The following is a 21,494-nucleotide window of genomic DNA, read 5'->3' on the forward strand; positions in this document are numbered from 1 at the left end:
ATTCACAGGCAATATAAATGAAGCCCATGTGGCCGGCTGTAAATGGTTTATGGAGAACTTCGGATGTCGTATAAAAAAAAGGGGCGATATAGCAATCGTAAGTGCGGGAGGTTTTCCAAAGGATATAAACTTTATTCAGGCACACAAGGCCATTGAACATGCAATGGGGGCAGTAAGAGATAAGGGGACAATTATTGTTGCCGGAAAATGTGAAGATGGTCTTGGAAACGATGATTTCTTAAGGTGGTTTGAATATCCAACAATAGAGGATATGGAGTTCCACGTGAGAAAAAGCGATAAGGTCTATGCCCAGACTGCCTACGCAACAAGGTTGAAAGCAAAAAGTTGCAATATTGTCCTTGTATCAGAACTTGAAGAAAGACAGGTAAAAAGGATGGGTATAACTCCAAAAAAGACAATAAAGGATGCAATAGGTTTAGTAGACAAAAGTAAAGAACAGATATGCTATATAATACCAAACGGGTCAAACACACTCATTTTATAAAGTAGGGAGTAAGCAGTAGGGAGTAGGCGGAAAAAAATAAAATATGAAAACGAGGTAATAAACTATGGAATATTCTAACCCCTGATTACTGATTTATTTCTCTCATTACTTCTTCTGCCTTTGATTTTACCTCTCTTGATCTATCTGTGATGGCAATAATTGAAAGCTTCCTCTTTACATCCTCTTTTTGCCTGTCAGACAAGGCTGGATAAATCTCTTTAAGCTTTTCAATGGTTTGAATAATTATACCCTGTTCCTTTGTATCCAGAATGAGTATCAGTGTTGATGCATCATCCGGTAACCCATAATTTTCAATATATTTTTTTACATTCACCAGAAATCTCTCAGACCCATAAGAACCATGAACCTTTCTGTAGAGTTTATCGTGCTCAACGGTTCCCTTCTTCCCCATAAAGAGCCTGTCCAATGCCTCTTTTACCCTGCCCTCCTGCCACCTATCCTTGGGTCCTTCCTTTTCCCGCCCCTTCTCCTGGGTCTTTTCCTGTCTCCCGTAATGCCTGCTTCTGTCCTTTCTCCTGTCTAAGTCACGCCAGCTTGGTCTTTCATCGTCATAATCGCCCATGATACCCCTTTTCCTACTTCTTTAATATCCCGAATGTTTCTTCAAGACCTACCTTCCACACGCCATCTTCTCTGAACATCTGTAATATTGCAGGCCTCTCAGACCTTTTGTACCTGATAATTACTTCAGCCCTGTCCTTTTTAACCTGACCTATTTCCCACTTGCTCTATATCTTCTCCATAGGTAATACATCCGGGAAGTGATGGAACTATAACAGTATAACCACCCTCTCGTTCGGGTCTAAAAACAATTCTAAATGAAAGTTTTTTTGATTTCATGTGAACTCACCTCCTGAACAGTAATATAGTATAAAGAGAATATGCTGACAAGCGGTTTCTCGGAAGTTGTTTCATCTATTTCGTCTATTTGGTCTATATGGTGGCTAAGGGCGGAGCGCTGAGAGCTGGATGCTGAATGCTGGCTGCTCGACACTAGATACTTGTTGCTGGATACTGATGGCTGATTGCTGCAGCGTAGAGGGCATAGCGCATAGCGTAAAAAAGCTCATAGCTCATGGCTGATAGCTCATAGCAAAATCATAGCAGGGAGTAGGCACGAAGAATCAGCTCATAGTTCATAGCTGATGGCGGACAAGATGAAAGCAATTGTGTTCTAAGTTCAAAATCCAAAGTTATTCACCGCAGATCACACGGATTTGACACATATAAATGCGGATACTTTATTTCTGACCGGATATGGGATAGTGTGGCGCTTCTTTCATCATTTCCTTGACACTATTCATCAAACCGGGAAGGTCATCTTGAATAACTTTCCACACGATTTCCAGATCAACTCCAAAGTATTCATGTATCAACAGATTTCTAAAATCTTTTATATCCTGTTATTCTACGTCAAGATGTTTTTGTTTCACCTCATCGGGAAGTTTTCCTACGGCTTCACCAATAATTTCAAGCTTTCTGATAACTGCCGAGCATGTTTTTCGATCATTACTAAATTTTTCAAAGGACATGCCTTTCGTAAATTCGAGTATATTGCTGCCTGACTCCAGGATATCTGTAAGATATAAGTGAAAATTTCTTTCAGACATAAATTATTTGTTCTTTTATCCTTTCTTTCACTATTGGTTTTAGAGAATGCTCAAAACCCAGGTCTATTTTTCTTGCTGTCTCTTTCTCTAAATGTCTCTTGAGCTGCAGGAAACTATGAATATTTTTCCTGTTTCCTTCTATCTCTACAGCCATATCAATATCGCTTGAAGAAGTGTGTTCCCCTTGCACAAAACTTCCAAAAATTCCGATGCTGGTTACTCCAAACCTGTCGTACAGGTATCCTTTATTCCTCTGTAAATGTTTGATTATATCTTTTAATGATAATTTTTCCATTTTTGTACTCCTTCATACAGTTTACCTTATTCACGCTAATCTGCCAATGATTTTGCTGGGGTTGTTTGGTTGTGTGGGGATCTTTATCCTTTACATAGCTCATAGTTCATAGCTGATAGCTCATAGCTGGCAAGCTAACACGCTGGCAGGCGGGCAAGCTATTAGATGCTGCAAATCCTAAACCGCAATTGGAACCAGAGTATAAATTCTTCCAAATTGCGCTGCAACCCTAACGTCGCCGCGACGAAGCTCTTCCCGAACTTCATCAAGTTTATACGCATCGTCCAATGAAAGATAAGGCGACCAACTTTCATCGCTCTCGATCAGTTCCACATTAACTTCAGCAATGTATTCGCCCTCATGAACGAGTTTAGTATACCCTCTTTTTCTCATACCTTCCTCCTCGTGAAGTCGGCTGACCATCGCTCCGGATCGGGTCTGTATGCGGTTACCAGAACTGCCGGAGAAGACAGGTTCTTGGAAATACCCAACACCACATGTATTGGTTTGCCGAAACGATCAGGCTGCAGAACAAGAACGCATGGTCCCTTGTGGTACTCAGGATACTCTTCTATGTAAATTCCTTCGGGGTCATCTTTCTTAACCTTAACCTTAACCTTAATTGGTGATTCGTTATGTAACTTATCTTTGAGTGTTTCCATTTTTGAGGATTTTTATCTCCAGCTTGAGCTGTTCATATTCCTCGAGTTTTCTTTTCATAAATATCTTCGTCTGTTTTAGTTTTTGTTTCATTCCCTCTGGTGTCAGGATATATATACCCGAGCTTGTTATTTGAATTTTTAAAGTGCTGAGTCTTGATGTATCCTTTCTCCATGAGGGCTCTAATAATGTAGTTTATACTCCCCAGGCTTAAGCCAAGCCTTCTGGATAGCTCCCGCTGGGTAATGGCGCCTTCGGTTGAAAGTTCCCTGAGGGTTTTAAAATGGGATTCGTTCATGGCTCATAGCTGAGAGCTGGGAGCGGAGAACATAAGCTGAGAGCTGAGAGCAAATTTAGCTGAGAGCGAAGGGCTGAGAGCGAAGGGCTGAGGAAGCGGAGGGCAAAGAGTGGAGGGCGAAGGATCTTCTATACAAGACCCTTAGTATATATTTTATTCATTGTGAAAAAATTATCTTGACAAAGAAAATCTCAGTTGTTAAATAAAAGTTACTATGTTCATCTGGCTCTTCCACAGAATCAGTGGTGTCTCCCTCATAATACTCTTCGGAATAAAAATCCTTACCAGTTTCTTCTTATTTACAAAGGACAAAAAACCTGATTGGGCACTGAGTTTACACAGGCAACCTGTTCTTGATGTTCTTATACTTGTATTATTCACCTTTCACAGCATATACGGCTTAAGAACCATTATTATGGATTTTGGATATAGAAAGGAAAAACAGTTATTCTGGTTATCTAACATAATAGCATCTATCATTTCAGCAGCTTTGATATACATATATTTTATTACTTCATAATTATGCTTTATCATGACGTTCTCATTATAGGCGGGGGTCTTGCAGGACCCCGGGCAGCAGTTGGTCTTTGCGATAAATATAATGTAGGACTTTTATCTAAAGTTTATCCAATAAGGTCACATTCAATCGCCGCACAGGGTGGAATAAACGCCGCCCTTGCAAACAATCCTAACGGGAAGGACGACACATGGGAAAAACATGCCTTTGATACTATAAAAGGTAGCGATTATCTCTCAGATCAGCATGCCGTGGAAATCATGTGTAAAGAGGCTATAAAGATCGTGTATGAAATGGAGCATTGGGGATGTCCATTCAGCAGGTTCCCTGATGGTTCGATTGCCCAGAGACCCTTCGGTGGCGCAGGCTATCCAAGGACATGCTATTCAGCTGATTTAACCGGACATGTGTTACTAAATACTCTTAACGAACGGGCTACTGCCAAAGGGGTCAAGTTTTATCCCGAGTGGTTCGTTATAGCGCTTGTTACCGATGGCGGTCAGTGCCATGGTGTCATTGCCTTTGATCTCAAAAACGGTGAAATCGTCCCCATACGTGCAAAGGCAACACTGTTTGCTACAGGTGGGTATGGACGGGTATATTTCTATTCCACAAATGCCCTTATCAATACGGGAAGCGGTATTGGCATCGCCTATAAGGCCGGTGTTCCCTTAAAGGATATGGAATTTGTTCAATTCCATCCAACAACCCTCATAGGTACGAACATCCTTATGACAGAGGCGTGCAGGGGTGAAGGCGGGTATCTTACAAATAAAGACGGCGAGAGGTTCATGAAACGGTATGTACCAAGCGCTATGGAGCTTGCCCCGAGGGATATTGTTTCGAGAAGTATCCAGACAGAGATAGATGAAGGAAGAGGGCTTGAACATCCTTTAGGTAAATATATCAATCTTGATATAAGACACTTAGGGGCACAAAAGATACTTGAAAGGCTCCCCAGCATAAGGAACATATGTATTGACTTCATAGGCATCGATCCGATACTTGAACCAATTCCTATCATGCCCTGCCAGCACTATTCCATGGGTGGAATAGACACAAACGAGAAATGCGAAACTGATATAAAAGGCTTTTACGGTGCAGGGGAATGTGCCTGCGTGAGCGTCCATGGAGCAAACAGGCTTGGTGGTAACTCATTACTTGAAACTATCGCTTTCGGGAAATTGGCATCCTTTGTAATTGATGAGTATCTTCAGAATGGTGAGATAAAATTAGATGAAAGGCTTCTCATGAGCAAGAAAGAAGAGATGGAAAAGAGAATACACAAATTAATACATGAAGGTAATGAGAAACCATACAAGATCCTTGCTGACCTGAGTAAGACAATGAGTGCATATGTAGGCATATTCAGAAAGAAAGAGGAGCTTGAGCAGGCAGTAAAAAATATCGCAGAAGTGAAAGAAAGATATAAAAATGTCCACGTTACTTCCACAAAATTGCACATGAACCATGAACTTATTAATGCAATAGAACTCGAATACATGCTTGAAGTAGCCCATACAATTGCATTAGGGGCATACCTCAGAGAAGAAAGCCGTGGCGCTCATTTCAGGAGGGACTTTAATACAAGGAATGATGCTGACTGGCTCAAACATACAATTGCAAAGATAGGAAAAGATGGTGAACCGGTGATTTCCTCCAAAAAGGTTGTAATAACGAACTATCAACCTATGGAGAGAAAATATTGATTACTGCCAGCGAATATACATTCAAGATTCTCCGGTATGATGTGAAAGAATCTGAAATTGAGCCTTATTTTGAATCATACCGTATAAAGGTAATACCCGGTTTAACAATCCTTGCGGTTCTCCTGCGTATCAGGGACGAAATAGACGGTACCCTTTCATTCAGGTCATCATGCAGGTCTGCTGTATGTGGTTCCTGTGCAATGGTTATAAATGGCAAGATAGACCTTGCCTGCAGAACACAGGTTGCAACTTTCGGGTCAAACACGATCATCCTCGAACCTCTTCCAAATTTCGAAATCATAAAAGATCTTGTGGTGGATATGACACCCTTCTGGAATATGTACGAGAAGGTTAAGCCTTACCTGATAAGAAAAAGCCCTGACCCGGAAAAGGAGATTCAGCAGAGCGAAGAAGAAAGAAAGCGTATTGACCAGTTTGTAAATTGTATCCTCTGTGCATCCTGTTATGGTGCATGTCCTGTATTAGCAAGGGACCCAGAGTATATAGGACCAGCTGCACTGGCAAAGCTTGAACGGTTTGCGCTCGACTCAAGGGATGAAAGGGCAGCAGCCGAGCTTGAAGAAATAAATAACGATAAGGGTGTCTGGGGTTGCGATATGGTTTTAAGATGTATCGATGCATGCCCTAAAGATGTGAGACCTACCGATTCCATAGTTGGTTTAAGAAAGAAGCTTTTGAAATACAAGTTGTTCGGGAAGGGAAAAAGATGAAAATCAACTACTCTCTCATTACGAGGAGAACATTTCTCAATACATTATTCGGCGGATGGCTTCTTACATTCTGTGGCGGAAGCTTCTATGCCCTTTTAAAGTTTGCCTTCCCTACCCTTGGTAAAGAACCTGATTTCGTTGTTCTCAACACAAAGGACTATATCGATATCCCGAGTAATTCTACCAAGCCCTTTCCGTGGGGCGGTGTTCTGGGTCTATTTTTCAAGAAAGATTCCGGTACAATGGTGGCATTGAAAGGGGTATGTACCCACATGGAGTGCAACATCACCTATAAACCGGAAGATAAGAAATTTTACTGCGCCTGTCATCAGGGATGGTTTGATGAGGATGGCAAGAACATAGCAGGGCCACCCCCAAAACCTCTTGAATTTTTTGATGTAAAGGTGGAAGGTGAAAAGTTTATCGTTGCCAAAAAGGGGATAAAGGTTGAACTGCCAAAGGCTTAAGAACTGGTTTGAAGAAAGATATGATTTCGAAGAATTAAAGAGGCTTACTAAGCATAAGCTTGTTCCCACTCATCAATATGAGATCTGGTACTATACGGGTGGCATTACCCTTTTTCTCTTTGGTCTCCAGTTTATTACAGGCATGGTTCTTGCCTTCTATTATATTCCCTATTTTGAACACGCCCATAAGAGTATCATAGAGATTGTCACAAAATTGAATATGGGGTGGTTCTTCCGTTCCCTCCATCACTGGGGTGCACAGCTCGCCATAGTTGTCCTTTTTATCCATGTGTGGAGTACCCTGCTCTTAAAATCCTACAGGAAGCCGAGAGAATTTTTATGGTTTTCTGGCTTCATACTCTTAGGCATATCTATCTTTTTTGGTTTGAGCGGTTATCTATTACTCTGGGATGAAAGGGCCTTTGCGGCAGTCAGGGTAGCAACAGGCGGGGCGGGTAATCTTCCAATCATTGGTAATTTTATCAAGGCCTTCTTACGAGGTGGTATAGATGTAACAGGTGATACCCTCACCCGTTTCTATGCATTCCACGTATCAATTCTTCCACTCATCACGCTCTTTTTAATCGGCGTACACATCCTTCTTGTTCAGTATCACGGAATGAGCGTACCCTTATCCTTAGAAAAGAAGCCACAAAAACAAATCCCCTTTTTCCCGAATCTTTTTTACAAAGACCTTATAATATGGCTTATCGTTCTTGGAATAGTAGTAACCCTTTCTACGCTTTTACCTCCGGAGATCGGGAAAAAGGCAGACCCCCTTGCACCTACCCCTGAAAATATAAAACCAGAGTGGTATTTTCTCTTCCTCTTCCAGACATTAAAGTTATTTCCAGGAGAAATCATGGGGTTGAATGGTGAGATGATTGCTATTATACTTATCTCCTGCGGTATACTGTTCTTTTTTCTTATACCTCTTTTTGATAGAAAATCGAGCCGGGGAGAGAAAAGCTTCCTCTTTACATGGATCGGCATAATCTATTTTGTATATTTCGTTGTTATGACTGTTATTGGCTTTCTGAGTTAGGAGGATACATGAAGAGGATCATTTTCACACTTTCATTAATCTTTACCAACACACTAACCCTCTGGGCTCAGGATAAGATAGAGGTATTTCCTACTGTCCCTTATGACAGGTTTATCATATTCCATACATTGGCCATTTTCTGGATAGCCATCATTGGACTTATTATAATTATCAGGATGAAACTTAAAGAGATTGAAAGAATCCAGAAGATGGGCATAGATAAAGAAGAGAAAGATATTCCTCTCCTTGACTAAATAGCATTAAACTATTATCATTTCAAACGTATGCATCCTTCAATTTTAAGGAACACCCTTGTTTCCGAGTCAAGTATTGAAAAGATTCTCTTATTACCGAGAGAAGATAGTATATATGCCTCCCTTTTAGAAATTTTAACAAAATTTCAGGATATAAAAGACTTTGCAAGTGAGATCCATACTGAAACGAATCTGATAAAACCTGTTCTTAAAAACCTTGGATATGCGTATGAATCAAAACCAAAATTTTTCGAAGAATATGTGAAAAGTCCTGATGTAGCCCTCTTTACCTCAGAAGAAGAAAGAATAAAAGGCTCACGGCTCTGGGGCACCAGTGAATATTATAACAATGTACTCGGTATACTGCTCTTAAAAAGATACGGAAGAAATCTTCAAGAAGGTATAGGTGGTTTTTATTTAGAATTTGAAAACAGGATACCAATCTATCAGATCATTTACCTATTAAAAAAATCAAAGACTCCCTGGGGTATACTCACAAATGGAAAAAACTGGATCCTTGTAAAAAAACCTGTCCTTTTTGAAAAAAGAATCATTGAAATTGACATAGAAACATCCCTTATTGGAGGAAACGAAGAGGCCTTACACCTTTTCTACCAGATTTTTTCGCTTTCCGGATTAAAAACGGTTATTCCAGCTATACTGGAAGAAGAAAGGATAGAGCTAATAGGGTTATTAAAGGAAAAAAAGGACTCAACCCAAAAATCCATCAAGAACTTGAAAAAAAGGGTAGAAATATACCCAAGGATAACGAACGCATTCAGAGAACTCTTTCCAGAAAGCAATCTCCCATTAACAGAAGACTATCTGAGAGAAAAACGTGTTGAACTCATGGAAAAAAACTATACAAAACCAAAGATAATTAATGAATACAATGTGTCAGATATTTCCTCATACCTTTTTAATAAGAGGGAACCGCCAACTGTTTTAAATCTTGAAGAAATAATCCTGCAAAACAAAGACAAGGATTACACCAAAGAGGGCATACTTTCTCAAAAGATACTCGATATGACCCCGGGCTTTGGTAATCTCACTGCTCAACTCCTGGAGAGTTTTGCCTATACATCTTTTACGCTACCCTATAAAGGAAAAAACACCTTTGTTGCAGAATGGGAAGATGAAATTACACTAAAAGGATATATTATTGAGAATCTTCTATACGGTATTGAGAGGTCACATCTGTCCCTTGATATACTGCAAAATATGATGAGTAGCCTCTTCAATTCAAGAGCAAAAAATTACAAATTAGGCAATCCGCTACTCGGGATGTCAATCAAGGATATCACGGATACCCTTGATACAAAAAACCAGATGGGTCTATTCAATAGACACCCCAGAGATATAATCCAGGAGTTTAAAGAAATGTATAAACTTTATTTCTCTCTCTCCGAAAAGATAAAGGAGGATTTAGAGATAAAAAACGAGCTTGAGGTGAAGCTAACAAAATATAGAGAGAGAATAAAAGACATATTGGACATTATAACAACAACATACTTTTACAAAATGGTTGAAAACAAAAGGATTCAGGATATGCTCTTTAGTCTGGATAGTGATGAATCTACATGGGATGTTTTTAGGAAAAAAGACTGGTTTGTTGACGCAAAAAAAATATCTAAAAGAAACGGTTTCTTCCATTTAGAGATTGAATTCCCCTTTCTCCTTAATAATGCATTTGATTTTATATTTATACAGCCTGCCTTAAATTATACATGGGAAGAAGAGCTACCACTTACAGAGGTAACAAAGGCCTATATAAAAAGAGGCATGCCATATTTAAAACAGCAAGGCAAATTGGTCATAATCTTAGAGGATACTCAAGATGTATTGGTACCTGAATTGAAAAAATCAAAGAGGTATGAGATAGAAATCAAGAATGGGCTTGCCATCCTGACGAAAAAAAACAATTAATTTTGAGCTTCACCTTTTCAGATACCAATCAACTGTTTCCAATAAACCATTCTTAATGTCATACGTTGATTCCCAGTGCAGTTCTCTTTTTGCCTTTCTGATATTAAGGGTGCTGGCCCTTATTTCTCCTGGCCTCGCCATACCCCTTTTGGGTTTATCAAAGACCCCGGGAATTGTTTTACCTTTTTTTCTAATGACATCGAGTATCTGTTTGTATAAATCCTGTGTGTATGTCCCTCGACCGGTGCCTATATTAAATATACCCATTTTCTTGCTCTCTGCAGCAGCAATATTTGCACGCGCTATGTCTTTCACATAACAATAATCCCTGACCATACCACGTTTTTCATCCGGAAAATGATAAAGTGCAGGATGCTCACCAGCGAGGAGTTTTTCTGTAAAGATTGCAACAACACCTGCTTCTCCATGGGGGAGCTGTCTCGGTCCATATACATTACTGTACCTTAAAACCATATACTCAAGACCATATTGGTCGTAATAGAACTTTATATATTTCTCACATGCAAATTTTGAGATTGCATAAGGTGATTCAGGCTCCGGGTAATATGCCTCATTGGTGGGTACCTTTTTTGCATCCCCGTAGATTGCACCCCCTGTGGAAGCGAAAATGAATCTCTTAACCCCGTGTTTCCTCGACAATTCAAGAAGCCTTATTGTTCCTTTAATATTAATCTCTGCATCTAAAAACGGGTCCTTTACAGACAATGGAACAGATATCTGTGCAGCATGATGGTTTACAATGTCCGGTTTTTCTTTATAAAAAATATCCCCAATGCCCACATTACAAATGTCTGCTACATAAAGCCTTGCCTTCTTGTTTTTGTTCTCTCTTTTTCCCGAAGAAAGGTCATCCACTATCACAACGTCATAACCCTTATTGATATAAGCATCTACCACATGGGAACCTATAAACCCACAACCACCTGTAACCAACGCTTTCATAACACCTCCACTTAAGGTAATAAATGATTTATAGCACAGATATTGGCGCAGAAAAATAAAAAACACCCGGATATCTAATTTATTATTGACAATATTGGCATTATATCATATATGAAAAATAAGGCGGTGTAGCTCAGATGGTTAGAGCATGCGGCTCATATCCGCAGTGTCCGGGGTTCAATTCCCTGCACCGCCATATTGATAAACTTTTTTAAGCCCTATATTTTATACTCTTGAAAGGAGGTGAAATGAATGACAAAGGCCGAGCTCATAGCAAATGTTGCAGACAACGCTGGTATTAAAAAATCTGTAGCAGAAAAAGCACTAAAATCCTTCATGGATAATATTACAAAGGCTCTAAAACGTGGTGACAAAATTACATTAACCGGTTTTGGTACTTTTACAGTCGTAAAGAGGGCAGCAAGAACAGGAAGAAACCCAAGAACAGGAAAGGAGATAAAGATACTCGCATGCAAAGTCCCGAAATTCAAAGCTGGGAACAAACTGAAAGGAGCAGTAAAATAGACACTTTAACGAGGAAGGGGCTTATGGTAACCCCTTTCCTCGTTTTATTGCTCTTATTCACCTTATATTCCCCCAATTTATCCCTCGGGGTCGAGAAAAAGGTCAAGAAACAACCTGCGCAAAAGGAGACCGTTATAAACGATTCAAATGTGCAGAGTTCATTAAAAAAGGCAGAAGAACAATTAAAAAAAGGAGGAATCGAAGGCCCCTTAAGAATCCTTCTCAATATATATGATTATACAAAAGATGCCTTAAGTACGATTCAGTTTATTAAGACACATTATGAAAGGATTATAAACGAACCTTCAATAGCCCAGAATGAAAAGGAAGAAATCTTAATAAAGCTGAGAAGGATGGAACAACTTATACCAAAATACAATAAGATAAAAGAAACATCAGCCTATCATATCGGCTACATATATACAAAAAAGGGGGATTCAGACAAAGCAAGAAAATATCTATCAGAAGTACTCGAAACAACACCCTTCTCAACCAAGCCCGACTCAACATGGATGAAATCAAAAACACTCCTTCTTGAGATTTTTAACTTAGAAGGCGAATTTTAATTGGAAGAAAAAAGGATAATTGCTAAAGATGTAATAAATTCATTGGGGATAGCCCAATCTGTTAGGAGCACATTTATTGAGGAAACAGATTCCCCCTGGAACGAAAAGGCACTTATAAAAAGGAAAAAGGGCCTTCTGGATGTCAAGTTAACTATCTGGAAAAATACCCTCTTTCTCTATGGCAGAATATACCATTTATTTTTGTACATCTATGATGTTTTAAACCCTAACTTCCAGTACGATCCAAAAATAACACCTGATGAAGATAGAGAACCAAAGATAAGGGATAGATATAATCAAATATGGAGTTTATACGTAGACAGCCGGATAGAAAAGATTGGTATAGAAAATTTCTATGATAAGGCCTTGAGAAAAAACCTCTTTACAGATATAGAAAAGGAGCTTTCGTGGGAAGAAGCTGATGCAATCTTTCAAAAATTATGGGAAAAGGATTCATATACCTATCCTGAGATAATTGATTATGCATATAATCTCAATAAACTCAGAGAAAAAACTGGTATAACAAATCACAAAGCCTTTGAAATAGAGATGAATGAGTTCCTTAGAGAATCCTATGTAAAAAAACATATAGACAAACTATCATCAAACACGTTCAGAGATATAGTGAACGAGCTATTAAACTTTGCAGCTTACCACTGTAAAGATGCCCATATAGAATCCTCTTATTATGGAATCTCCTTTATATACCAGAGAAGGGTATTTGCAGAAATGATTTCTACGAGAAATAACCTTCTATTCCTCACATTGCTTGATGCTCAGTCAAATTTACATGAGACCTATAAAATCACTGAAGGTTCTGATATAGGCGCTATACAAAAGACAATCAAAGACATGTATAATAAGATCTCTTTACCCTCACATTTTTAAAAACAATAAGTGCCTACTGCCTACTTTATTCACTCCCTTCTCAACCTCTTCAGTGCAAGACCAAAGGTATATTCATAGAGATGCAATCCTTTACTCACTGCTACTATGGTGCCACCCTCAACACCAATCTCATGACACATATACTCCTTTAAAAGCTGAATTGCAGCAAGATTTGATGGAAGTCCTGCCCAGAGATCCCAGCTTCTAAAATAAAGGACAAAATGCAGTTTCCCATTCATCAGGCGCGTATCAATTAACCTGAGGCAGGGCGGGTCTTCAAGTCTTATGTCCTGAGGCATACCTACCTCCATAATTGCCTGATTGGTTCCATACTTCTGTTTTTTATATATCTCGATGACCTCCATTACAGGATTCACACCTAATATATACTCTTTCCCGTTTATCAACACCTTTGGATTTGTCAGCCTTTCTCCATATGTATACACCTCATTATCCCCTTTTTTATCCGTCATCAAGTATTGAAGATATTCCTCAACATACTCCATGCTCGTAGGCGCAGGTATTCCAAGTTCTAATGGAATATCAGGAACTAGTGGCCTCGTTCCTGGATATTTTATGTTCAACATCACCAAATCAAACTCTCTTCTTTTATTACCTTCAAAAGAACCTCTTTCTACCACATATTCATGGACACCATCATCTTCAAATATCCTGTAGATACATTGAAACCATGCATCAGGTATATCTCTTGCCTCAATATAAACAGGTTTCATCTTCCCTCCTGCTTTAAATGTTCTATGTTCATTGCCTGCCCTGCAAGCAGATTATAATTTTATCAAATAAATTGAAAAACAGCATTAAAAAGTATTATCTTTATTCAATAAGGAGGTTTTTATGTTTGTGAAACAAATAGAAGTTAGTGGTTTTGCCGTTTTTGCATATATCGTTGCGTGTAAAAAAACAAAAGAAGCCCTTGTCATTGACCCTGCGGCAAATGGTGAAAGGCTGCTGAAAGAGGCCAAAGACAGAGGGTATAATATAAAATATATAGTCAACACACATTCTCATATAGACCATACTATGGGAAACAGAAGGATGAAAGAATTGACAGATGCCGAGATCATCATCCACGAGAAAGAGGCAAATGGCCTCATACATCAATCATCCTACATGATAAACATGTTTGGTGCAGAGCCTTCACCTCCGGCAGACATCACCGTAAGAGAAGGAGATTATATAACAATAGGTGAAACTTCCTTGAAGGTGATCCATACGCCCGGGCATTCACCGGGCAGTATTTCCCTATACCACAAAGGAATGGTATTTACCGGTGACACCCTTTTTGTTGGAGCTGTTGGGAGGACAGACCTTGATGGAGGCTCATGGGAAGTCCTTGTTTCATCTATTCGTAATAAACTTTTCACCCTTCCCGACGAAACAATAGTAGCCCCTGGTCACAATTACGGCGATGCACCAAAAAGCACCATAGGCATGGAAAAGGTATATAACCCTTATGTTGGACTTAAGTCTTCCCATTAAAAGATTCTTCACCTTATTCACCTTATGCATTATCGCAATCCTTCTGTTCTCCTGCCAAACCATACCTGAAGTACCAGAGGTATCGAAAAAAAGGGAGCCAAAAATTGCCCTTGTACTTGGAGGGGGTTCAGCAAAGGGATTTGCCCATGTTGGTGTAATAAGGATACTTGAACAGGAAAAGATACCCATACATATGATAGTCGGAACAAGCGTTGGGAGTCTTATAGGCGGTATATATGCCTCAAATCCTGATAGCTTCCAGCTTGAATGGACAGCCTTTAAAATAGAGAAAAACGATATACTCGACTTCTCTTTAATTTACTCGAAACTCGGTCCGGCGCAGGGCGTAAGGCTTGAAACATTTGTAGAACAAACAGTAAAAGCAAAGAGAATTGAAGATACAAAGATACCATTTTATCCGATAGCCACGGACCTTAACACAGGAGAGACAGTCATATTAGAAAAAGGCTCTCTTGCCAAGGCTATAAGGGCCTCTTCAGCAATCCCTGGTATCTTTGTCCCTGTAACGTTCGGAAATAGAATGCTTGTAGACGGTGGGGTAACTAATAATATTGCGTGCGATGTTGCAAGGAGCAAAGGTGCCGACATAGTGATCGCAGTGAATATCTTGAAGGACATCAAAGATTATCGGATAGATTCTTTGATAGATATAATTGCCCAATCTATAAACATTGCAATGCACGAAGCCAATAAGGCAAAACTGCAATACGCTGATGTAATCATAGAACCGGATACAAAAGGTGTTTCCATGTTTGATTTTACACAGAAGAAAATGTTGGTGGAAGAAGGGATAAAGGCCACCAGGAAGGCAATCCCAAGGATCAAGGAACTGATATCAAACTACCAATAAGAGTTATGGTAAGCGGTAAGCAGTAGGCAGGGTGCAAGCTTTAAAAAAAATGGACAAGGGATAAGAAAAATTGAGGTGTTGAGTATCACATTTATCTTAAAAAAGATTATTACATATATTCTCCTTCCACCAGGTATATTTATCACCTTCTTGATTTTATCTGCCCTTTTCCTGAAAAAAAGGCTTAAATTATTCATTATATTCCTGTCCATTGCCTTGTACATATTTACAATAGAACCTACAAAAGATGCATTTCTAATACCTCTTGAAGATGCATATAAAGTTCCCTCAAAGCTTGAGATAAAGACTTGCGATGCCTATATCGTTCTGGGCGGTGGTGTTCTCGATAATGCACCGGGTATTGATGGGAAAGGAATACTCACAGGAGATGCCTTATACAGGGTAATTGGGGCTTATCAACTGTACCTTATAAATCAAAAGCCAATAATACTCTCAGGTGGAAAGGTCTTTGAAAGAAAGGTTGAATCAGAGGTGGCAAAAAAACAGCTTCTATCATTCGGGGTTAAGGAGAATCATATCATTACAGAATCAATGAGCAAGGATACTTTTGAGAATGCAAAGTATGTGAAAGAGATATGTGATAAAAATAAAATAAACAGAATACTTCTCATTACAAGCGCCTTTCACATGAAAAGGTCCCAGATATTATTCAGTAAGTATTTTAAGGAGATAATCCCCTACCCTACAGGATACAAGACAGCAAGGATAAAATATGACCTTTTCAGCTTTTTACCTGATGCATCAAATATGGCCTGTATTACATTTGCATTAAAAGAATATATGGGGATATTGTTTTACAAAATTATGCCCTGAATCTCTCCACCATCACATCATCAATCTTGTCTCTATGCAGTAGAACCATAAGAAGTCTATCAACCCCGAGAGAAGTACCGGCATAAGAGCCCCTTAACCGGGATAGGGCTTCTAAAAATTCTTTATCTGCTTTAAACGTCTGTTTACCAAGGCCTGCCCTCTCCTTATTGTCCTTCAAAAACCTGTTTCTCTGTTCCTCCTGATTTAAGAGTTCAGTATACCCATTCGCTATCTCCAGTCCATTTATATAAAGTTCAAAACGCTCTACCTTATTAGTACCCTTCTTCTTTGCCATTGTAGACACAGATAAAGGCCAATCTTTAATAAAATAGGGTGCATCTTCCTTTATCCTGCATTCCAATTCCTGTATAAAAAGTTTAAAAAAGAGGTTATTCCAGCTGTCTCTTTCATCAATGCCGGCAAAACCCATCCCTTTCATAGCCATAAAAAGGGCATCTCTATCCAATTTGAATGGATTTATGCCTGTCTTTTCAAGGAAAAGGTGCTCCAACTCATAAATCTTCCAGGGTCTTTTAAAATTTTCCTTTTTGCTTACATAGAGTTTGTCCACGATAAAGGATATAAGCTCAGCTACTTCGTTCATAGCCTGTATGTATGTCCCTTTCATGTACCATTCAAGCATTGTAAACTCTATGCTATGAACCTCCTCTAATTCCTCCCACCTGTAAACCTTACACATCTGAAATATCCTATCATGCCCATTTGCAAGCAGCTTCTTCATGCCCATCTCTGGTGATGTATGAAGGTAAAAGGGTCCTCTATCATCTAAATATACCCTCAGCGGGTCAATATATGGATCTGGCAATGCAGTTTTCATGAGATTAGGGGTTTCTACTTCCAGGTAGTCGCTTCTATAAAAAAACTCCCTTATAGTCTTTAATAAATCGTGTCTGATTCCCAAAATGTCGCTAAATCCCTTGAACCCTTGAACCCTTGAACCCTTGAACCCTGGCTTTCCCATTGTGTTATTGCTTTTTATAATTCAAATAAGTATACTTTGTCAAATGGAGAGATGACCGAGATGGCCGAAGGTGCTCGCCTGCTAAGCGAGTGTACGTGCTAAAACGCGTACCCAGGGTTCAAATCCCTGTCTCTCCGCCACTTTAAAGCAGTGAATAGTGATGAGTGGTGAGTGATGAGTGGTGAGTGATGAGTGGTGAGTAAAAAACTTGAACCTTAAAACCCCTGAATCCTTGAACCCTCGAACCCTTCTTCAAAATACTAAATGAAAACCAAAACCTCCTTTATCAACCTAAACGAAGAGAACCTGTTAAAAACCCTCAAACAAGAAAAAAGGCCCCTTCGATTAAACGAGTTGGAAGAGAACCTCCATCTTACTAAAGAAGATAGGAGGAAACTAAAATCACTTATAAGAAACATGTCAAAAAAAGGTTCAATAATCAAACTTAAAAACAAAAGGGTTGGAATCCCTTACGAGATGAACCTCCAGACAGGGACATTGTGGTGTACAAAGAGTGGTAACGGTTTTGTAATTCCTGATAAGGAAGGCGAAAAAGATATCTTTGTCCCCTTCAGATTCATAAAAAATGCCCTCCACGGTGATAGGGTTATTGTAAGGATAGAGCATAGAGGAAGGCATGTCAGGGAGGGTAAGGTAATAAAGGTGACAGACCGAAAAATGCATACGGTGACAGGATTTATAAAGCCATACAAGGACCTGTTATATCTTTTCCCTGATGACGAGAGGGTCTCGCATCGCTTTATCGTGGAACAACCATTCAAGGAGATAATACTCAAGGAAAACATGCTTGTTGCCTGTAGAATTACCAAATACCCTGAAGAGAGAAAAGACCCTGAGTGCAAAATTATAAAGGTATTTAATGAACTGAATGATACAAAATCCATCTCCCTTTTTGTCACCTACAAATTTGATTTTCCAGCAAGATTTAAAAAGGCCATCAATGCAGATTTAAAACAGATAGGTTTAGATGTTGCTCACAATGGCAGGAAAGACTTGAGAGCAAAGAAATTTGTAACCATAGATGGAGAATTTGCAAAAGACTTTGATGACGCAGTATACGTGGAAAAAACTTACAAAGGCTATACCCTATTTGTTTCCATAGCCGATGTCTCCCACTACGTCAAGATTGACTCCTCACTTGATAGGGAGGCATATGCCAGGGGAACAAGTGTCTACTTTCCAGGAAGTGTAATACCCATGCTGCCAAAAGAACTATCGAATGGTATCTGCAGTTTGAATCCAAACGATGATAGATATGCCGTCACAGTTCAATTAGATTTCAATAGAGATGGGGACTTAGAAAAAACCTCCTTTTATACCTCAACCATAAGAAGTGCGATGAGACTCACTTATAATAAGGTAGAAGACGCTCTGATGAAAGGAGATCAAACTGTTAGGAAAGAAACAAGACCAGTATTACCTGAATTAGAATATATGGGGGAATTGGCAAAGTTATTGAGGGGCAAGAGAGAAAGAAGGGGGAACCTTGACTTTGACCTTCCTGAACCAGAGGTTATATTAGACATAGAAGGGGGCGTGAAGAGCATTCTAAGGGCTGAAAGACTCTTTTCTCACCGGATAATAGAGGAATTTATGATTGCAGCAAATGAAGCAGTGGCAAAATTCATATCGAGTAAAAATATACCCCTCATATACAGGATTCACGAGCATCCCGAACGGGAGAAGTTAATAAATTTTGAAAAGCTCCTGTATGCCCTCAGAATAGAGCATGAAAGGGTTACAAAAAATCCCCTTTCCCTGCAATCCATACTTAGAAAAGTCAGAGAGACTGAATACGAATTCCTGGTTAACCGTGTACTCTTAAGGTCAATGAAACAGGCAAAATATTCTGCTTTCAACAAAGGACACTTTGGCTTAGGATTAGATACATACCTACACTTTACCTCGCCCATCCGGAGATACCCCGACCTCGTATGTCATAGAATTTTAAAAAACATCATCAATGGCGGATACAGATACAACGAAAAAGAACTTGAAAGGATGGCAATTCATCTCTCTGAAAGGGAACGTATTGCAATGGACGCTGAAAGGGAAATAGAGGACAGGATAAGGGTTTTATTCATGAAAGATAGGCTGGGTGAGGTATATGATGGAATAATTTCCCATATTACATCCTACGGTTTCTTTGTTGAACTCTCTGATGTATTTGTAGAAGGTTTAGTCCTTCTTTCAAGCCTCTCAGACGATTATTATGCCTTCCAGGAGGAAAAGTTCAGGCTTATCGGGAGGAGGACAAGAAAGATATATCGCTTAGGGGATAAAGTAAAAATCAGGGTCGTCATGGCAGATGTGGAGAAAAATCAGCTACACTTCGCACTTATTCCAAGATAGCCACTTAGCTATCAGTCCCTCCTCCGGCGGGATCAGCTTTCAGTCTTACTGCGATTACTCAGTGAGCTTACCCTTAATATCAAGGATATCAGACAATATACGCTTGAATAATTCAACCAGATAGGGATCAAAAATTTTGCCACTATTTATCTCAATTTCATTCAATGCCTCTTCAACTGTCCAGGCCTTTTTGTAAGGGCGTTCTGATGTAAGGCTATCAAAGACATCACACAGGCACGTGATCCTGCCGACTATCGGTATTTCCTTCCCTTTCATTCCTCTTGGATAGCCTGATCCATCCCAATGTTCGTGGTGCGTAAAAGCGATAATTTGTGCCGTCTGAATTAACTTTGAGTTTCCACCTGACAGGATTTCTTCGCCAATCTGGACGTGGGTTTGCATTGTTTTCCATTCATCGGGTTCAAGTTTCCCTTTCTTCAGAAGAATTGCATCGACAATACCTATTTTACCGATATCATGCATAGAGCTTGCAAGGCAAAATAAATCACATTCCTCGTCGTTCAGTCCGTATGCCTTCCCTAATAAAGCACAATAATGACTCATGCGTTTTATGTGCATGCCAGTATCATTGTCACGATATTCGGCAGCCCTGCTGAGGTGAAAGACAATTTCTTTCTGTGTATCCCGTAACTCTTGAATTTTCTGTTCTATTGCTCCTCCCATAACATTGAACGCGTTTGAGAGTTTTTGTATTTCTTTAGGTCCTTTGGTTTCATCCAGTCGGTCCTTGAAGTCGCCCGCAGCATAATGCCCTGTCTGTCTTACAAGGTCTAAAATCGGAGAAGTGGTTGATGAAGATATCCACAATATAAAAATCACCATTAGTACTGCAATGATTAAAGAAATAATCCCCAATACATACTGCAAGTTATAGATGGAACGTAAGATTTCATTATAGGGATAAACAATCCCCAGCGTCCATTGGGTCGATTTTATGGGTGTGGTAATAATCCAGGATGCTTTACCCGTGAAGGGGTCTATTTCTGTTGAAGAGCGTATCCCATTTATGGTCATAAGTGCGGACAGCTCTTTAAGCAGTCTATTCTGAAAATCTTTTGCATTATCAGGTGATATTTTTTTTAATAAAAACTCTTTGTCAGGATGGGCGATAATGTAACCTTTGTTGCTCACAAGGAAGGCGTAGCCACCCATATCTACTCTCAGTGATTGTACCTTGTGTACCAGATTATTAAGACTGATATCAACGGTTGCTACGCCAATCTTTCTGTTATTCCTGAAGATCGGTGCAGAATAGGTAACCATGAGGATATTCCCGCCCCCCTCATCATAGTATGGTTCTCCCCATGAACCCTTTCCCGTTTCCATTGGTATTCTGAACCAATCCCATTTTGTGTAGTCATATGAGGAACCCAATGATTTATAGTTAACACCCTTTGTGTTTCGATAATAATAAGGACCATAATATCCAAGCCTGGTTGCTCCCGGTAATAATGATATGGTCGACCCATAAATACCTGGGTTTTTTTCGACATTAGTCTTTATCAAATTTTTTATGAAATTAGCGTCCAGCTCCGGAGCAATTTCAAGTGCATGTGCCATACCATCTGCAATCTTCCGTGAAGATTCAGTAAGGATATCTACTTCATTTGCCAAAGAAAGCGCAGCATAATGTGCTTCATGTCCCATATGCTCAAGAACCGTTTTCTTAGTGATTTTAAGGTTGGCAAATATCAATAAACCGAACAACCAATCTGGGGTCAGGTCTTGAAATATAAGTTTTTTATATCATACGTAACCTTTTTTTTGCAATTTATTCACCACTATTCACTCATCACTTATCACTATTCACTGCTTTTAGGTGGCGGAGGGAGTAGGATTTGAACCCACGGGGCGCGTAAACGCCCAACGGTTTTCAAGACCGCCGCTTTCGGCCACTCAGCCATCCCTCCGGATAGAAACAGTGATTAGTGAT

The 21,494-nt window shown here is 39.5% G+C and carries 25 protein-coding genes, 3 tRNA genes and 1 pseudogene; 17 read left to right on the forward strand and 12 right to left on the reverse strand.

The genetic code is table 11. The features are described 5' to 3' along the window. On the forward strand, positions 1-505 hold a 505-nt coding region (locus NTU69_07560), incomplete at its 5' end, for a hypothetical protein (GenBank protein MCX5803372.1). 85 nt (positions 506-590) lie between these two features. Here NTU69_07560 and NTU69_07565 read toward each other — a convergent pair. The 7 genes and pseudogenes from NTU69_07565 to NTU69_07595 all read right to left on the reverse strand — a co-directional run bounded on the left by NTU69_07565 (position 591) and on the right by NTU69_07595 (position 3,389). After that, positions 591-1,088, reverse strand: a complete 498-nt coding sequence (locus tag NTU69_07565; protein MCX5803373.1) for a hypothetical protein — start codon at positions 1,086-1,088, stop codon at positions 591-593. A gap of 140 nt (positions 1,089-1,228) precedes the next feature. Continuing rightward, positions 1,229-1,366: a type II toxin-antitoxin system HicB family antitoxin gene (locus NTU69_07570; protein MCX5803374.1), complete on the reverse strand. Its 138-nt coding sequence runs from the start codon at positions 1,364-1,366 to the stop codon at positions 1,229-1,231. Positions 1,367-1,767: 401 nt separating this feature from the next. Further along, a pseudogene (locus NTU69_07575) lies at positions 1,768-2,136 on the reverse strand (DUF86 domain-containing protein). Further along, on the reverse strand, positions 2,129-2,431 hold the full coding sequence (locus NTU69_07580; GenBank protein MCX5803375.1) for a nucleotidyltransferase domain-containing protein: 303 nt from the start codon (positions 2,429-2,431) through the stop codon (positions 2,129-2,131). Before NTU69_07580 ends, NTU69_07575 begins: the two are co-directional and overlap by 8 nt. 177 nt (positions 2,432-2,608) lie before the next feature. Further along, positions 2,609-2,824, reverse strand: a complete 216-nt coding sequence (locus NTU69_07585) for a hypothetical protein (protein ID MCX5803376.1) — start codon at positions 2,822-2,824, stop codon at positions 2,609-2,611. After that, positions 2,821-3,093 (reverse strand): DUF4258 domain-containing protein, encoded by a 273-nt coding sequence (locus NTU69_07590; GenBank protein ID MCX5803377.1) that lies wholly within the window; start codon positions 3,091-3,093, stop codon positions 2,821-2,823. The genes NTU69_07585 and NTU69_07590 overlap by 4 nt, the downstream gene beginning before the upstream one ends. Positions 3,094-3,125: 32 nt before the next feature. After that, positions 3,126-3,389, reverse strand: coding sequence for a winged helix-turn-helix transcriptional regulator (locus NTU69_07595; protein ID MCX5803378.1), 264 nt, complete (start codon positions 3,387-3,389; stop codon positions 3,126-3,128). Between the two features lie 214 nt (positions 3,390-3,603). Between NTU69_07595 and NTU69_07600 the strand changes: the two genes are divergently transcribed. Genes NTU69_07600 through NTU69_07630 form a run of 7 tightly spaced genes read left to right on the forward strand, consistent with a single transcriptional unit; the run spans position 3,604 to position 10,038 of the window. Continuing rightward, positions 3,604-3,909 carry a hypothetical protein gene (locus NTU69_07600; protein MCX5803379.1) on the forward strand — a complete coding sequence of 102 codons (306 nt, stop codon included), beginning with the start codon at positions 3,604-3,606 and terminating at the stop codon, positions 3,907-3,909. 2 nt (positions 3,910-3,911) lie between these two features. Continuing rightward, positions 3,912-5,615: an FAD-binding protein gene (locus NTU69_07605; GenBank protein MCX5803380.1), complete on the forward strand. Its 1,704-nt coding sequence runs from the start codon at positions 3,912-3,914 to the stop codon at positions 5,613-5,615. Next, on the forward strand, positions 5,612-6,346 hold the full coding sequence (sdhB, locus tag NTU69_07610; protein MCX5803381.1) for a succinate dehydrogenase iron-sulfur subunit: 735 nt from the start codon (positions 5,612-5,614) through the stop codon (positions 6,344-6,346). The genes NTU69_07605 and sdhB overlap by 4 nt, the downstream gene beginning before the upstream one ends. Next, on the forward strand, positions 6,343-6,813 hold the full coding sequence (locus NTU69_07615) for a Rieske 2Fe-2S domain-containing protein (GenBank protein MCX5803382.1): 471 nt from the start codon (positions 6,343-6,345) through the stop codon (positions 6,811-6,813). Before sdhB ends, NTU69_07615 begins: the two co-directional genes overlap by 4 nt. After that, positions 6,794-7,858 carry a cytochrome bc complex cytochrome b subunit gene (locus tag NTU69_07620; GenBank protein ID MCX5803383.1) on the forward strand — a complete coding sequence of 355 codons (1,065 nt, stop codon included), beginning with the start codon at positions 6,794-6,796 and terminating at the stop codon, positions 7,856-7,858. The genes NTU69_07615 and NTU69_07620 overlap by 20 nt, the downstream gene beginning before the upstream one ends. 8 nt (positions 7,859-7,866) lie before the next feature. Continuing rightward, a complete protein-coding gene (locus NTU69_07625) occupies positions 7,867-8,112 on the forward strand; it encodes a hypothetical protein (protein MCX5803384.1) in 246 nt (81 codons plus the stop codon). A 30-nt stretch (positions 8,113-8,142) separates the two neighbouring features. Continuing rightward, positions 8,143-10,038, forward strand: a complete 1,896-nt coding sequence (locus NTU69_07630) for a hypothetical protein (GenBank protein ID MCX5803385.1) — start codon at positions 8,143-8,145, stop codon at positions 10,036-10,038. Between the two features lie 9 nt (positions 10,039-10,047). On the opposite strand, the gene NTU69_07635 is transcribed toward NTU69_07630, so the two are convergent. Beyond that, positions 10,048-11,001 carry an NAD-dependent epimerase/dehydratase family protein gene (locus tag NTU69_07635; protein ID MCX5803386.1) on the reverse strand — a complete coding sequence of 318 codons (954 nt, stop codon included), beginning with the start codon at positions 10,999-11,001 and terminating at the stop codon, positions 10,048-10,050. Between the two features lie 122 nt (positions 11,002-11,123). Here NTU69_07635 and NTU69_07640 point away from each other — a divergent pair. The 4 genes from NTU69_07640 to NTU69_07655 all read left to right on the forward strand — a co-directional run bounded on the left by NTU69_07640 (position 11,124) and on the right by NTU69_07655 (position 12,980). Next, positions 11,124-11,197 (forward strand) — tRNA-Met (locus NTU69_07640). A 56-nt stretch (positions 11,198-11,253) separates the two neighbouring features. Beyond that, on the forward strand, positions 11,254-11,526 hold the full coding sequence (locus tag NTU69_07645; protein MCX5803387.1) for an HU family DNA-binding protein: 273 nt from the start codon (positions 11,254-11,256) through the stop codon (positions 11,524-11,526). A gap of 23 nt (positions 11,527-11,549) precedes the next feature. After that, positions 11,550-12,092: a hypothetical protein gene (locus tag NTU69_07650; protein MCX5803388.1), complete on the forward strand. Its 543-nt coding sequence runs from the start codon at positions 11,550-11,552 to the stop codon at positions 12,090-12,092. Beyond that, positions 12,093-12,980, forward strand: a complete 888-nt coding sequence (locus NTU69_07655; GenBank protein MCX5803389.1) for a hypothetical protein — start codon at positions 12,093-12,095, stop codon at positions 12,978-12,980. It begins immediately after the preceding gene. 29 nt (positions 12,981-13,009) lie between these two features. On the opposite strand, the gene NTU69_07660 is transcribed toward NTU69_07655, so the two are convergent. Further along, complete coding sequence (locus NTU69_07660) at positions 13,010-13,714, reverse strand: thymidylate synthase (protein ID MCX5803390.1); 705 nt, start codon at positions 13,712-13,714, stop codon at positions 13,010-13,012. Positions 13,715-13,835: 121 nt separating this feature from the next. On the opposite strand from NTU69_07660, the gene NTU69_07665 reads away from it, so the two are divergent. The 3 genes from NTU69_07665 (at position 13,836) to NTU69_07675 (ending at position 16,185) form a co-directional block, all read left to right on the forward strand. Further along, positions 13,836-14,480: an MBL fold metallo-hydrolase gene (locus tag NTU69_07665; protein MCX5803391.1), complete on the forward strand. Its 645-nt coding sequence runs from the start codon at positions 13,836-13,838 to the stop codon at positions 14,478-14,480. Continuing rightward, entirely contained in the window at positions 14,455-15,351 is an 897-nt protein-coding gene (locus NTU69_07670) for a patatin-like phospholipase family protein (GenBank protein MCX5803392.1), read from the forward strand. The genes NTU69_07665 and NTU69_07670 overlap by 26 nt, the downstream gene beginning before the upstream one ends. A gap of 78 nt (positions 15,352-15,429) precedes the next feature. Then, positions 15,430-16,185, forward strand: coding sequence for a YdcF family protein (locus NTU69_07675; protein MCX5803393.1), 756 nt, complete (start codon positions 15,430-15,432; stop codon positions 16,183-16,185). Here the strand turns inward: NTU69_07675 and NTU69_07680 are convergent. Beyond that, positions 16,175-17,167: a hypothetical protein gene (locus NTU69_07680; GenBank protein ID MCX5803394.1), complete on the reverse strand. Its 993-nt coding sequence runs from the start codon at positions 17,165-17,167 to the stop codon at positions 16,175-16,177. The genes NTU69_07675 and NTU69_07680 overlap by 11 nt on opposite strands. 45 nt (positions 17,168-17,212) lie before the next feature. On the opposite strand from NTU69_07680, the gene NTU69_07685 reads away from it, so the two are divergent. After that, positions 17,213-17,307 (forward strand) — tRNA-Ser (locus NTU69_07685). Between the two features lie 124 nt (positions 17,308-17,431). Continuing rightward, positions 17,432-19,540 carry a ribonuclease R gene (gene rnr, locus NTU69_07690; protein MCX5803395.1) on the forward strand — a complete coding sequence of 703 codons (2,109 nt, stop codon included), beginning with the start codon at positions 17,432-17,434 and terminating at the stop codon, positions 19,538-19,540. Positions 19,541-19,594: 54 nt separating this feature from the next. Here the strand turns inward: rnr and NTU69_07695 are convergent, their stop codons facing one another. Then, positions 19,595-21,208, reverse strand: a complete 1,614-nt coding sequence (locus tag NTU69_07695; GenBank protein MCX5803396.1) for a cache domain-containing protein — start codon at positions 21,206-21,208, stop codon at positions 19,595-19,597. A 173-nt stretch (positions 21,209-21,381) separates the two neighbouring features. Next, positions 21,382-21,471, reverse strand: a tRNA-Ser gene (locus NTU69_07700). Positions 21,472-21,494 lie beyond the last annotated feature (23 nt).

The sequence above is a fragment of the Pseudomonadota bacterium genome (assembly GCA_026388215.1).
Lineage (GTDB): Bacteria > Desulfobacterota > Syntrophorhabdia > Syntrophorhabdales > Syntrophorhabdaceae > JAPLKF01.